Source organism: Ruminiclostridium josui JCM 17888 (assembly GCF_000526495.1).
GTDB lineage: Bacteria > Bacillota > Clostridia > Acetivibrionales > DSM-1351 > Ruminiclostridium > Ruminiclostridium josui.
The window spans coordinates 2,496,440-2,510,716 of the sequence record NZ_JAGE01000001.1; the positions used below are offsets into that span (position 1 = coordinate 2,496,440).

Annotated in this window: 10 protein-coding genes and 1 CRISPR repeat array; of the genes, 8 read left to right on the forward strand and 2 right to left on the reverse strand. The window is 32.6% G+C overall.

Features of this window, described 5'->3' with window-relative positions; all coding sequences use genetic code 11:
• Nucleotides 1-40: 40 nt before the first annotated feature.
• The 6 genes from K412_RS0111485 (at nt 41) to K412_RS0111525 (ending at nt 9,633) form a co-directional block, all read left to right on the forward strand.
• Nucleotides 41-1,185, forward strand: a protein-coding gene (locus tag K412_RS0111485; RefSeq protein ID WP_278244529.1) for an IS3 family transposase whose coding sequence is annotated in 2 segments (ribosomal slippage) — nt 41-305 and nt 305-1,185 — 1,146 coding nt in all. Because the reading frame shifts where the segments join, the coding sequence is not laid out codon by codon here.
• A 73-nt stretch (nt 1,186-1,258) separates the two neighbouring features.
• Nucleotides 1,259-2,939: a CRISPR direct-repeat array (repeat unit 30 nt; unit sequence GTTTATAGAATACCTATAAGGAATTGAAAC).
• A 114-nt stretch (nt 2,940-3,053) separates the two neighbouring features.
• A protein-coding gene (locus K412_RS0111495) for an IS3 family transposase (RefSeq protein WP_278244529.1) occupies nt 3,054-4,198 on the forward strand; the annotation gives its coding sequence in 2 pieces (ribosomal slippage) (nt 3,054-3,318 and nt 3,318-4,198; 1,146 coding nt in all).
• Nucleotides 4,199-4,585: 387 nt separating this feature from the next.
• Nucleotides 4,586-5,452: a C39 family peptidase gene (locus K412_RS0111505; protein WP_024833245.1), complete on the forward strand. Its 867-nt coding sequence runs from the start codon at nt 4,586-4,588 to the stop codon at nt 5,450-5,452.
• 298 nt (nt 5,453-5,750) lie between these two features.
• Nucleotides 5,751-6,830, forward strand: a complete 1,080-nt coding sequence (locus K412_RS0111510) for a hypothetical protein (RefSeq protein WP_157833823.1) — start codon at nt 5,751-5,753, stop codon at nt 6,828-6,830.
• 489 nt (nt 6,831-7,319) lie between these two features.
• Nucleotides 7,320-8,306, forward strand: a complete 987-nt coding sequence (locus K412_RS0111515) for a phosphotransferase (RefSeq protein ID WP_024833247.1) — start codon at nt 7,320-7,322, stop codon at nt 8,304-8,306.
• A 1,111-nt stretch (nt 8,307-9,417) separates the two neighbouring features.
• A complete protein-coding gene (locus K412_RS0111525) occupies nt 9,418-9,633 on the forward strand; it encodes a hypothetical protein (protein ID WP_024833248.1) in 216 nt (71 codons plus the stop codon).
• Nucleotides 9,634-10,027: 394 nt separating this feature from the next.
• Here K412_RS0111525 and K412_RS0111530 read toward each other — a convergent pair whose 3' ends face one another.
• The gene (locus tag K412_RS0111530) at nt 10,028-10,315 is read right to left on the reverse strand and encodes a hypothetical protein (RefSeq protein WP_024833249.1); all 288 of its coding nucleotides are present in this window, start codon (nt 10,313-10,315) and stop codon (nt 10,028-10,030) included.
• Between the two features lie 236 nt (nt 10,316-10,551).
• A complete protein-coding gene (locus K412_RS0111535; protein ID WP_024833250.1) occupies nt 10,552-10,872 on the reverse strand; it encodes a hypothetical protein in 321 nt (106 codons plus the stop codon).
• Nucleotides 10,873-11,726: 854 nt separating this feature from the next.
• Here K412_RS0111535 and serC point away from each other — a divergent pair.
• Complete coding sequence (gene serC / locus K412_RS0111545) at nt 11,727-12,809, forward strand: 3-phosphoserine/phosphohydroxythreonine transaminase (RefSeq protein WP_024833251.1); 1,083 nt, start codon at nt 11,727-11,729, stop codon at nt 12,807-12,809.
• A gap of 24 nt (nt 12,810-12,833) precedes the next feature.
• Nucleotides 12,834-14,012 (forward strand): phosphoglycerate dehydrogenase, encoded by a 1,179-nt coding sequence (locus tag K412_RS0111550; protein WP_024833252.1) that lies wholly within the window; start codon nt 12,834-12,836, stop codon nt 14,010-14,012.
• The last annotated feature ends 265 nt before the right edge of the window (nt 14,013-14,277 follow it).

Consider the following 14,277-nt stretch of genomic DNA (forward strand, 5'->3'; position numbering starts at 1 on the left):
ACAAGGAATCCCTATATAATAAAAACATGGAGGGATTCAAATGGCTGAGAGAAAAAAGTTTGATAAAGCATTCAAGGAACAGACCGTTGAAAAAATATTGGCAGGTGAAACAACAGCAAGCTTAATGGCAAAAGAAATTGGAGTGCACTACTCAACAGTAAGAGACTGGTTAATCGCTTATGAAAAGGATGGTTCAAGTGCCTTTCCAGGCAGTGGTAACCTTAAGCCTGACGATGATGAAATAAGAAAATTACGCAGGGAATTAGCTAACCTTAAAGAGGAAAATGAAATATTAAAAAAAGCCGCGGCCTATTTTGCGAAAAATCAGAAATAAACAAGTTTAATTTTATCTATAAACACCGCTTCATATTTCGGATTGCAAAGATGTGTCAGGCCCTTCAAGTATCAAGAAGCGGTTATTATGCATATTTTTCACGTAGCGAAAGTAATCGGAGCAAGTCAAATAGAGAGCTCCTTGAAACTATTAAAGAAATCCATAAAAAGAGTCATGGAATTTATGGTGCTCCTCAGATAACAAAGAATCTTCCGGAAAATCAGAAAGCCAGTAAAGGCCGTGTTGCAAGGTTAATGAAGGCAAATGGTATACGTTCCAAAGTGTCAAAGAAATATAAAGCGACTACGTACTCAAATCATAGTCTTCCTGTGGCAGATAACATTCTTAATAGAGAATTTACTGCCAGTAGACCTAACCAGAAGTGGGTATCAGATATTACGTATATTCCTACAAAAGAAGGTTGGCTTTATCTTGCTGGTGTAATGGACCTCTATGGACGTAGGCTTGTAGGATGGGCTATGGCGAACCATATGAGAACGGAGTTGGTATCTGCTGCTCTGAATCAAGCAATTGGAAGAACCGGTGCTAAAGAAGGATTAATAATTCATTCTGACCGGGGAATTCAATACGCCAGTAATGACTATCAAAATCTGCTAAAAAGATATGGATTTGTATGCAGTATGAGCAGAAAGGGCAATTGTTATGATAATGCCCCTATGGAATCTTTTTGGGGCAAACTTAAAATGGAATGGCTAAATGATTATAATTTTGAGACCAGAGCTGAGGCTAAAAAGGCTGTTTTTGAATACATAGAACTGTTTTATAACCGTAAAAGGACTCATTCAGCAAATGGATATATTCCCCCATTCGTGCTGAAGGAAATATCATAGATATTGTAAGAATTAATGAGATAAATAGTGATTCTTGCTGTCTATTTTATTGAGGCAAGGTCAGAGGTTATATGTTTATAGAATACCTATAAGGAATTGAAACATAATAAATAGGGTCAAACCTAGTAATATTGTTCTGTTTATAGAATACCTATAAGGAATTGAAACTACTACAGTTATCAATATTGCGGATAATATTAATGTTTATAGAATACCTATAAGGAATTGAAACTTACAACTAAATTCTAAAAAAGTTTTTCATATCCTGGTTTATAGAATACCTATAAGGAATTGAAACTTATATTGTGGATAACTTTTAATTATTAACATATTAGTTTATAGAATACCTATAAGGAATTGAAACTCTACAGATACACAATTGTAATTTATATTGATAACAGTTTATAGAATACCTATAAGGAATTGAAACCATAGATTTTGTTAAATAGGGAATACTAACTACTATAGTTTATAGAATACCTATAAGGAATTGAAACTTACCTAGTTGTTTCTGCTGAAAATTAAATCATCGTGTTTATAGAATACCTATAAGGAATTGAAACTTATATACTTATTATATGTATTTGTCAATACTTTTTAGTTTATAGAATACCTATAAGGAATTGAAACACTGCAATCATTTTATATTCTTTTTCAGCTTTCAAGTTTATAGAATACCTATAAGGAATTGAAACTATTTTGCTTTCATCATTTAGCTTTTCTAAACTCATAGTTTATAGAATACCTATAAGGAATTGAAACTTAGAATCACAAATAGACGGAGCAAAAAGCACAGGTTTATAGAATACCTATAAGGAATTGAAACTTTTCATTGAAGAATTTTTGCATTCTATCAAATAAGTTTATAGAATACCTATAAGGAATTGAAACCTAACTTCTTTCATTTGCTCAATTACCCATTTTTTAGGTTTATAGAATACCTATAAGGAATTGAAACTAAAATAAATAAAGGTTATATTGAAGGAGCAAAAAGGTTTATAGAATACCTATAAGGAATTGAAACTATAATGGTATCCAATGTTGCTCGTAAAAATCATATCGTTTATAGAATACCTATAAGGAATTGAAACCTAATAATCTTTGTGAAATTGCATTAAAACCGTTTACGTTTATAGAATACCTATAAGGAATTGAAACTAAAATAAATGCATAAAAAGTTTGACAAACGTGTATGTTTATAGAATACCTATAAGGAATTGAAACCCCTATACCGTAAAATAGTTTTAAATGGATTCTGTGGTTTATAGAATACCTATAAGGAATTGAAACAAAAGTGGTGAGCTATCCCATTTTTATCCCTGTTTTTAGTTTATAGAATACCTATAAGGAATTGAAACTTACTTTGTATAATATTTATTGCCCAGTTATACATAGTTTATAGAATACCTATAAGGAATTGAAACTCATATGATTATTCCAATTATTACTATCATCATTCCGTTTATAGAATACCTATAAGGAATTGAAACCTAAATTACCTTTTGATGTTTTGAAACTAATTTGATGTTTATAGAATACCTATAAGGAATTGAAACAATATTTGCGGGTTAGGTGCTACACCGCTTTTAGATGGTTTATAGAATACCTATAAGGAATTGAAACGTAGTATAGTCTTTAGGGACTGGCATTTCAGCCAAGTTTATAGAATACCTATAAGGAATTGAAACTGTGTCTATGTTTATTTTAGACTGTTTTAGCTGATTGTTTATAGAATACCTATAAGGAATTGAAACTATATCTTACCTGTTGTATGTTGATTAGTATGATCATGTTTATAGAATACTGACCTTAATCCAGTTTGATGGACACAAGGAATCCCTATATAATAAAAACATGGAGGGATTCAAATGGCTGAGAGAAAAAAGTTTGATAAAGCATTCAAGGAACAGACCGTTGAAAAAATATTGGCAGGTGAAACAACAGCAAGCTTAATGGCAAAAGAAATTGGAGTGCACTACTCAACAGTAAGAGACTGGTTAATCGCTTATGAAAAGGATGGTTCAAGTGCCTTTCCAGGCAGTGGTAACCTTAAGCCTGACGATGATGAAATAAGAAAATTACGCAGGGAATTAGCTAACCTTAAAGAGGAAAATGAAATATTAAAAAAAGCCGCGGCCTATTTTGCGAAAAATCAGAAATAAACAAGTTTAATTTTATCTATAAACACCGCTTCATATTTCGGATTGCAAAGATGTGTCAGGCCCTTCAAGTATCAAGAAGCGGTTATTATGCATATTTTTCACGTAGCGAAAGTAATCGGAGCAAGTCAAATAGAGAGCTCCTTGAAACTATTAAAGAAATCCATAAAAAGAGTCATGGAATTTATGGTGCTCCTCAGATAACAAAGAATCTTCCGGAAAATCAGAAAGCCAGTAAAGGCCGTGTTGCAAGGTTAATGAAGGCAAATGGTATACGTTCCAAAGTGTCAAAGAAATATAAAGCGACTACGTACTCAAATCATAGTCTTCCTGTGGCAGATAACATTCTTAATAGAGAATTTACTGCCAGTAGACCTAACCAGAAGTGGGTATCAGATATTACGTATATTCCTACAAAAGAAGGTTGGCTTTATCTTGCTGGTGTAATGGACCTCTATGGACGTAGGCTTGTAGGATGGGCTATGGCGAACCATATGAGAACGGAGTTGGTATCTGCTGCTCTGAATCAAGCAATTGGAAGAACCGGTGCTAAAGAAGGATTAATAATTCATTCTGACCGGGGAATTCAATACGCCAGTAATGACTATCAAAATCTGCTAAAAAGATATGGATTTGTATGCAGTATGAGCAGAAAGGGCAATTGTTATGATAATGCCCCTATGGAATCTTTTTGGGGCAAACTTAAAATGGAATGGCTAAATGATTATAATTTTGAGACCAGAGCTGAGGCTAAAAAGGCTGTTTTTGAATACATAGAACTGTTTTATAACCGTAAAAGGACTCATTCAGCAAATGGATATATTCCCCCATTCGTGCTGAAGGAAATATCATAGATATTGTAAGAATTAATGAGATAAATAGTGATTCTTGCTGTCTATTTTATTGAGGCAAGGTCAAGGCAAAAGATAACTTACAATTCATTGATGGAATTTTTGAATAATTATGATGGCTATGACTTGACGGACTTGGCTAATATTAAGTGTATTCATGAGTATAAAAGTTAGGCAAGATAATGCTGCATGAGAAGAAATCTTGCTTTGTATAGAAAAGGTTCTGAAATTGATATAGTTTACTTTATTGTATTTTTTTGTATACCCCATAAAACGACAAAATATTAAATATATAAATACTATAATTATTAATTGTAAAATATTTACTATGCATGGAATAATTTACAATTATTTAGATGTACTAAATATGAAAAAAGGAGCGAGTATCAAATGAAGAAATTAAAAGAAGCAATACTAGGGGGAATAATAACAAGTGTACTTTTGATAAACTGTGCATTTGCATCTACCAATGAGCAGTTAGTAACTGACCAAGCGGAGAGCTTTCAAGCTACTACACAACAAAGTCCGGAAGAAATTCAAGTTGCGGCTGAAAAGTCAAAGCAGGCACAGATTTTGATTGATAGTATAAATAAATATAAATCTAATGCAATAGGCAAAGATGAGCTAGATAAAGTAGTGAAGGATTATAACGAAAAGTATAATACAGAAATAGATAGTAATAAAATACCCGGCCTACAACCTATTGGTAAAACAAAAACTATTTCAAATCTATCTGTTTCCTCTACAGCTACCGACTATCTTGGTTTTTTATGTATCAGGCAACTTAAAGACTGGTATTGCGGACCGGCATCTGCCTGTATATTAATAACCGGAATGGGAAATGTTTTACAAGGTAGAAGTGTTACTCAAGATAATCTAGCCAGTGACCTTGGTGCAGAAACACAAGGAGCTGCCTTTCCAGGAGCGTGGACTACTACATTGAGAAACTGGACATCTAAGACTTATGCAGCTGTTTGGAGTCCAAGTGCTACAACACTTTTGAATTATGCTTATGTAGATACAGTAAGTGGTATGGGAAGTATATATGATACATATATGTCAGGCGATAATCAATTGTATGGTTATGCAGCTGGTTCTACACGTTACCACTATGTATCTGGGGACGGTTATGACAATACTAATTCTAGAGTTCATTATCTGGATCCTCATAATACAAATAATACTGCATATGGTTCGCATTGGATATCAGCCAGTACGATGGCTAATTGTGTTAGAGCACGGGGAATGGTATGGTAAACTGAGATAATATTAAAATAAAGGTACCGATTTATCGGTACCTTTATTATCAATATTTTTTGTTAAAAACAGTTTATTATGAAAAAGTAGTAATTATCAACTTTGAATAAAATAAGGTATGCCTATAAAACCCGACTAGTATTTAAACATAGAAAGGCTAAATTAAATGAAAAGAAAATTTTTAGTTATATTTATGTTATTGTGTTTCATTATTTCAAGTACAGGTTGTTTCAATAAGGAAAATCAGGAAAAAGTATCAAGCTATCATACCAAGGATGCTAAGCAAGAGCAATATTCTTTGTGTAATGAAAAAGCTGATTTAACACAGGTAAAAATGGGTGATAAAGATGAAATCGTATCAAGAACAGGAGTATTGCCGAGTAATTTAAGAATTGTGGGAGCCCGTGATGAAAAGAACATTTATTGCTGTGATGAAGATAATAAGAATGTTTATTTGTATAATGTTGATAAAAAAACCAAATCAGTTGTATCTTCAACGGTAAATCCTAAAAAATATTTAAATACAGTATCAGTTAATGATAAATGGATAGTTTGGGTAGAAGATGATGTAAAAGTTGAAACTGATGCATTGTATGATATAAATTGGCGTGCCTATGCAAGAAACTTAAAAACAAGTGAAATTATTCAATTTGATAAAGATAAAGGAATAAAAGTAGATCCGAGTGCAGTATATGTGAAGGTTGAGCCTTATGAGTTTTCATTATTTGGTGATAAGGTTGTATATGAATCTTACGATAAATTGAATAATACCACATGTGCAGTAATAAAAATGTATGATTTATCAAAAAAGAGCGTGGAAATAATTGATTCAAATAAGGATTATTCCGATGGGTTTTACAGCCACCCTAAGATATACAATAACCTGATATCATGGAGCGAATCAAAATGTAGTGCTGATTGGTCTGAAAAGGGAAGTACATACATATATAACATTAATACTAAGGAAAAGCATTTGATTACAACAGGCACAGATATTTTGTGGCCGTATATATATGGAAACTTTATTGCAGCTAGGGTAAAGCCCAATGGGCAAAATACGGATTCCAGTATTGTCTTATATGACTTAAATAAAAAGGATGGCTGGCATACCATAGCTTCACCAAAAAGCTATGATTATAAAGATGAAAATTACGTAGAAATGCTAATGCCATCTATATATGGAGCATATTTAATATGGCAAGACAACATTAGAGCAAAAATACTGGTATATAATTGTAAAAATAATAAAATGTATAGTTTAGCTCAAAAGGTTGGTAATGACGATACTGTAGCATGTATAGGAATATATAATAATGTACTCTTTTGGTATGAAAATCATGGAAAATATACGGTACATAAATATGCAGTTTTGAAATAGCTTGGCTTTTAAACTAAAGATAATTCGAATTATAATTGCGATTTGTGGGATAATATTTTTGTGGGAAATCGGTGGGAAATTAATAATACTTACAGATAGAAAACTGCTGAAACGCTGATTTTACAGGACTTACAAATTTGAAGTTTCATGTAGAAGCAAGACACGGAGCAGGATTTAAGGGCTTATTGAACAGATATTTTAAATAAAAATTAATAAAATATGATATAAAAAATACAATTCTCAGTAATGAGGGTTGTATTTTTTATTACTTCATACCTGATACCATTTGATTTCATAATTCTGGGGCAACTTGAGCCTTAATTGACTTTTGGTCAGCAGACAGCAAATACTATTTGTATTTGCATTCATAATTCATTACTTCCCTACTTATATTATATCATACGAAATTCTTAATTATCAGTCTTATATTCAGCATTTATCCTGTGTATCATATGAGAAGAAGTATCTATTATCCGAGGAGGAGATAAAATGATTCCAGAAGAAAAACAAAATGCTGTTAAAAATGCATTACAGGCTGCATTTGGTGTAAGTGAGTGCGAAGATATAAAAATATTAACTGAAGGCCTCTCATCTGCCCTTGTTTTTCGCATTGTTGTGAAGAAAAAGCCATACTTGCTGCGAATTATTACCCGGACCGATAACACGGGCGACCCTACACGCCAGTTTGTTTGCATGGGGATGGCTGCAGAGGAAAAGATTGCTCCACGAATTTGGTACACGAACATAGAAGATAGAATATTAATTACAGATTATGTTGAAGCTCAACCATTACACATTAAGGAAGCAAGAAATAAACTGCCTAAGCTACTTAGACAGCTACATTCACTACCTCCTTTTCCAAGGGTGATGAGTTTTCAAGATACTGCAGATATTTTCATTCGAAAATTTCAGGAAGCCAAAATTCTTCCAGAAAATATGACCGAAGAACTCTTTAAGCAATACAGTCGCGTTGTGGCCATTTATCCTCGCAATGATGATGATTTAGTTTCATGTCATAACGATCTTAAACCAGAAAATGTTCTTTTTGATGGAGAGCGGATTTGGCTTGTGGATTGGGAGGCTGCTTTTTTAAATGACCGCTATGCTGATCTTGCCGTTGCTGCAAATTTTTTAGTAAAAGACGAAAAAGATGAAGCAGATTTTCTAAAAAGCTATTTTGGAGAATCAGTGGATGAATACAGGCACGCCCGGTTCTTTTTAGCGCAACAAATAACTCACATGTCTTATTTTACTGTTTTTATGCTTTTCGGTGCTAAGGGCAAACCAATTGATTTAAATATTGAAAAACTAGATTTAGATTTTCGAAGTTTCCATGATAGTATATGGGCAGGTAAAATCAGCTTAGCTAGCGATGAAACGAAAATTCAGTATGCTTTGGTTCATATGGAGCAAATGTTATGCAATATGAGAACAAAGAGATTTGAGGATGCACTGAAAAAGGTAAATGTAAAATAATAGAGAATATTTATTATATAAAGGATATAAAGGATATAAAGGATATAAAGGAAGAGGTTTACTAAATGATAGAAATACCGGAGGCAAAGACAGTTGCTCATCAAATTAATGAAACTTCTCTTGGAAAAAAATAATAATGAATGTTGTATTTCTGAAAGGTAATCTCCATCAACTAACGAGAGCAATTTTATGTAGGCATCCACATATTCTAGGTTTCCTTCAAGATTTTCGATTTTCAAGCCAAAATTCAAGGAAACGCATGCGAAAAAGAATCGCATATCCTAATATCAAATTAGCACTACGATTATTTGCTATTATAGGCTTTAACAGTTCAATGACATCATGTAAATCAAGTTCTGAAGGAGCAATCACAGAATGTTTAAAGTCCATTTAATTCTATCATAAGACCATAACAGGTTATCCATAGTTATATCACCATGATTTAATACATGTTTGGTTGAATTATGCATCGCTATGCTTAACTATGAGGTTATTAATCCAAAACTTTATTGTAATATTGAATTGTATAATATGTTTCAGATCCAACTTCTTTATAAAATTCCTTGCTTCCGCCTATCATATAGGTTGCACCCACTTTAGCTGTTCTGTTTATTGATTCATAGAGGAGAACTGTAGCCAATCCCTTTGTAATTAATAAGTTAAATATTTAATTATGGAGAAAAAAATTGAGGAGTAGTATTTTTTTGGAGCATAAAATTATAATACTTGTAAATTTGGATAATAGCTAACTTTATGTTAAAATATTAAAACAATGGGGATGCTAGTTTTGTAGATAAAAATAACGTTTCAGTTAACTCTATAGTTTTCCCAATAAACCTATTTGTGCAATACTGTCCGGGTATACAAAAGGCTTTCTATATGACGGAATAAATTTGAAAGCCATAACCTTACTTGATACTAAGAGATATACAAAATCTTGCGATATTAAGTTCTGTGACGGATTTATTTCATACAGCTATCCGGATGTTGTAAAAGGAGTAACCCATACTTACATAAGGAGACTTAAGACATGAGAAATGCTAATGCATCTATATATGGATTAGCATTTAATATATACAAATAAAAGGCAAACTTTTAGAAGCTGAATAAAATGAAAAGAAAATTTTTAGTTATATTTATATTATTGTGTTTCATTATTTCAAGTACAGGTTGTTTCAATAAGAATAATCAGGAAAAAGTATCAAGCTATCATACCAAAGATGCTAAACAAGAGCAATATTCTTTGTGTAATGAAAAAGCTGATTTAACACATGTAAAAATTGGTGATAAAGATGAAATCGTATTACTAAGATATACAATAACCTGATAGCATGGAGTGAATCAAAATGTAGTGCTGATTGGTCTGAAAAGGGAAGTACATACATTTATAATATTGATACTAAGGAAAAGCAATTGATTACAGGGCAATGATTATACTATTGGTTGTATAGAAATATATAATAATGTCTTTTGGTATGAAAATTATGGAAGACATACGTGCAAAAATATGCAGTTTTGAAATAGCTTGGTTTTTAATTTTTAGATATTTGATTTTACTATAGATAGTAAAAAAAGATAGTAAAAAACAAAATTAACTTGAGTCTAATTATAAAAATAACCCAGAAGCCTCTCCGGGTTATTTTTATAGACTTTTGAAAAGGGAAAAGGGGCCATTGCACAGATTTAAATAAATTTGAAAGAGATAGCCCCTATTTATAACTTTATGTATTACTTACTGGATAAGCTGTACCTGTAGTTGGTTTATTAAATGTAAAATAAACCATACCGTTATCACCAGGAGCAAGAATCCAGTTTAAACCGAAAGATGAGCTATTTGGAAGTGTTATAACGCAGTAGCCGTCTCTTTTTACGCTTATTGTTTGCCAAGATGATGTGTATGGGTTGCGTATTGTATAGTATTGATAATTATTATAGGATGGAATATTGGCCCAATCTGGAACTAAGTAGAGTGTTTTATTGGCAGCATTTTTCATAATGATATTATACATAACTCCATAGTTGCCTTGAAGTTCAGGTCGACTATTTGGTAAGTATTGAACAGGTTGTTCGAATTCATTTATATTCTTTGTAGAGATATATGAGCTGAAGCAATCTAAATAAAAAGCTTTATTGACTGAAGTATTATAATCAAAAGTAGCAATTCTTCCGTCATAATTATATAATGCAGTAGATGTTGCTTTATTATCACCAGATCCGCTTGAACTACCTGTGTTCTGGCAATCGACTACAGGAAGACTTGCAACTGTTGATATGCTAGTTCCTTTACAGCCACTGTTAATGGTACACCAGAATAATTAGAATGGCTATATTCAACATCATAAGCTTTATTAGCTGTTAAATTTACTTTAATTGTATATGCACCAATCCCATTTCTAAGATAAGATGAATAGATTTTTTCAGGGTTATTTGAATATATGTAGCTGTTGTTGGTCTTAGTAAAGGTTAGTGAATCATTCGGACTATATGCTGCAAATACTAAAGTTGATGTTAATAAAATTGATATGAATAATGCTAAACATACAAAACTTCTAAATCTTTTTAACATAATTTACAATCACTCCTTATAATTTAATTAATATATTTTGTTCATTCTAATGTTAATCCTGAACATATTTATATTTGACCAATCCTTTCTATCTCGAGCTAGAAAAAAATTGATTAATATCATTAAATCTCATTAATAAAATAATTATATTATATTATAGTATAATTAAGTTGACTGTCAACCATAATTTTACATTATTTATAATTACAGTAACTTTTGTAAAACTTTCTTAGCTAGCTATGAAACGAAAATACAATTATGCTTTGGTTCATATAGAGTAAATGTTATGCATATGGGAACAAAGAGAATTGAGGATCATTGATAAAGGTAAATGTAAATTAATAGAGAATATTTAAGTGAGAGTTCACAAGGACTTTCTCTATAGGCATTTCTTGCCTCAGAACAGTGCATACCCGGACTGGAAAATACAGAACTAACAAATTTTGGACATTTTACTCGGATGGCTTTTGTTAAAATAAGATAGTGTATACAATAATTTATAATCAGATTCCAAAAGGACATTATTGGTTTTTGCATAATAATTAACTTTCGACTTCATTTAGCTATTATTTTATTGTAATAAAGTGTTTTGTTTGTTATTATTTATATAGTTGCAAAAAAACATTAAATTAAATGGCATAAAGCTTGTGCCATAATATCTCCCTATACTTCCAATAAACTATGAGTTTCGTCAAGGAGTGATGCTATGAGATTCAGATGGCGTCTATCTGGAACGCAATGGGGCGGTGAATACGAAATTGTGTCTTTTTTTGTAGCGATTGATGTAAATCAATAAGGATACAAAAACGAGGTTGTTGGAGTTAGAGGGAGCAATATATAAGGAGGACAAAACAGTGGGAAGAATTTATAATTTTTCTGCAGGACCGGCAATGTTGCCGGTAGAAGTACTAAAAGAAGCAGCAGATGAGATGCTGGATTACAGAGGTACTGGCATGTCTGTTATGGAGATGAGCCACAGATCTAAAGCGTACGATGTAATCATAAAGGAAGCTGAGAAGGATTTACGGGAATTAATGAATATTCCTGATAATTATAAAGTACTTTTCTTACAGGGCGGCGCATCACTGCAGTTTGCCATGATTCCGATGAATTTGATGAAGAATAAAGTAGCTGACTTTATAATAACCGGACAATGGGCAAAGAAAGCATACCAGGAAGCTAAAATCTATGGAACAGCAAATGCGATTGCTTCTTCTGAGGACAAGACATTTTCCTATATCCCGGATTGCTCCGATCTTCCTATTTCTGAAAATGCAGATTACGTATACATTTGCGAAAACAACACCATATACGGAACAAAGTTCAAAAAATTACCTAATACGAAGGGGAAGATATTAGTTTCCGATGTTTCTTCCTGTTTCTTGTCAGAACCTATTGATGTAACAAAATATGGCGTAATTTTTGGCGGTGTTCAGAAGAACATCGGGCCTGCAGGTGTTGTAATTGTTATCATCCGTGAAGATCTTATTACAGAAGATACACTTCCTGGCACACCTACTATGATGAAATATAAAATTCATGCTAAAGAGGGTTCTTTGTATAATACCCCACCTGCTTATGGTATTTATATTTGTGGTAAGGTGTTTAAATGGATTAAGAATCAAGGCGGCTTAGAGGCTATGAAAGCTCATAATGAGAAAAAAGCAGCGATACTTTATGATTTCTTAGACCAGAGTAAAATGTTCCATGGAACTGTTGTAAAAGAAGACCGTTCATTAATGAATGTTCCTTTTGTTACTGGGAATGAAGAGCTTGACGCAAAATTTGTTAAAGAAGCAAAAGCTGCGGGCTTTGAAAACTTAAAGGGTCATAGAACTGTAGGTGGTATGAGAGCTTCCATTTATAATGCTATGCCTATTGAAGGTGTTGAGGCATTAGTTGAGTTTATGAAAAAGTTTGAAGCTGAGAACCTGTAATAAGATGTAGAAAGGGGTATAGTCATGAAATATAGTTGTCTTAATCCAATAGCGAATGTTGGTTTAGATATTTTTTCCGATAAACATGTAAAAGTTGAAAATGTCAATGAAGCAGATGCGATTTTAGTAAGAAGTGCTGCGATGCATGACATGGAATTTAGCAGTAATCTCAAGGCAATTGCAAGAGCAGGAGCCGGCGTCAACAATATACCGTTAGAAAAATGTGCCGAGCATGGAATTGTAGTATTTAATACCCCGGGAGCAAATGCAAACGGTGTAAAGGAATTAGTAATTGCAGGACTTATGTTAGCTTCCCGTGATATCATCGGAGGAGTTAACTGGGTTCAGACTATAAAAGAAGAGCCTGGTATTGCTAAAGCTGTGGAAAAAGGCAAAGGCAAGTTTGCAGGTAAGGAAATCAAAGGTAAGAAATTAGGAGTTATCGGGCTTGGAGCAATTGGGGTTCTGGTAGCAAATGCAGCTAATCGTCTAGGAATGAAAGTTTATGGATATGACCCCTTCATTTCTGTAGATAGTGCGTGGAATTTATCCAGAGATGTTGTACACGTTAAAACCAGAGAAGAAATTTATAAAGATTGTGATTATATAACTCTACATACTCCTTTGATAGAGAATTCGGATCCTAATGTTAATACCAAAGAAATGATTAACGAAGAAACGATTTCTAAGATGAAGGATGGTGTTATCATCCTCAATTTTGCAAGGGATTTGTTAGTATGTGATAACGATATTGAAGCAGCTCTCAAAAGTGGTAAGGTTGCCAAGTATGTGACCGATTTCCCAAATGATAAGACAGCTAAGATGGATGGAGTTATAGCAATTCCACACCTTGGAGCATCTACTGAAGAATCAGAAGATAACTGTGCAATGATGGCTGTAAAGCAATTAATTGATTTTATTGAGAATGGTAACATTAAAAATTCTGTAAACTATCCAAACTGTGATGCAGGTGTTTGCATGACAGACGGACGTATTGCTATCTGCCACAGAAATATTCCGAATATGCTGGCGCAGTTTGCTGGGGCATTTTCTTCTATGAATGTAAATATCTTAGACATGGTGAGTAAATCAAGAGGTGACTATGCTTACACTGTACTAGATATTGAAAATCATACAAATGAAGAAATTGCAGCAAAGATTGCAGCAATTAAAGGTGTATTAAAAGTAAGGATTGTAAAATAATTAAGGTTCATTATAAATTTTATAAACCGGGATATAAGTACAATACTAAAGTTGATATTGTGCTTATATCCCGATTTTGCTGTCAATATGATTTACTGCCTTTATTTTTTTGCAAAAATATTGACACGCGTCTCAACAGTGATATAATAAAAAACGGAAGTTTTAGTAAAACAAGTCATTAATGAAAATCTCATCCTAAGTACTTTCAATCAATACACAATTTTTTATATTTTAAACTATGCTATAGCAATTAGTATCTAAATTT

Coding starts and splice junctions, on each gene's coding strand:
- K412_RS0111505 (WP_024833245.1), top strand. CDS start 4,586: ATGAAGAAATTAAAAGAAGCAATACTAGGGGGAATAATAACAAGTGTA.
- K412_RS0111515 (WP_024833247.1), top strand. CDS start 7,320: ATGATTCCAGAAGAAAAACAAAATGCTGTTAAAAATGCATTACAGGCT.
- K412_RS0111525 (WP_024833248.1), top strand. CDS start 9,418: ATGAAAAGAAAATTTTTAGTTATATTTATATTATTGTGTTTCATTATT.
- K412_RS0111530 (WP_024833249.1), bottom strand. CDS start 10,315: ATGTATAATATCATTATGAAAAATGCTGCCAATAAAACACTCTACTTA.
- K412_RS0111535 (WP_024833250.1), bottom strand. CDS start 10,872: ATGTTAAAAAGATTTAGAAGTTTTGTATGTTTAGCATTATTCATATCA.
- K412_RS0111550 (WP_024833252.1), top strand. CDS start 12,834: ATGAAATATAGTTGTCTTAATCCAATAGCGAATGTTGGTTTAGATATT.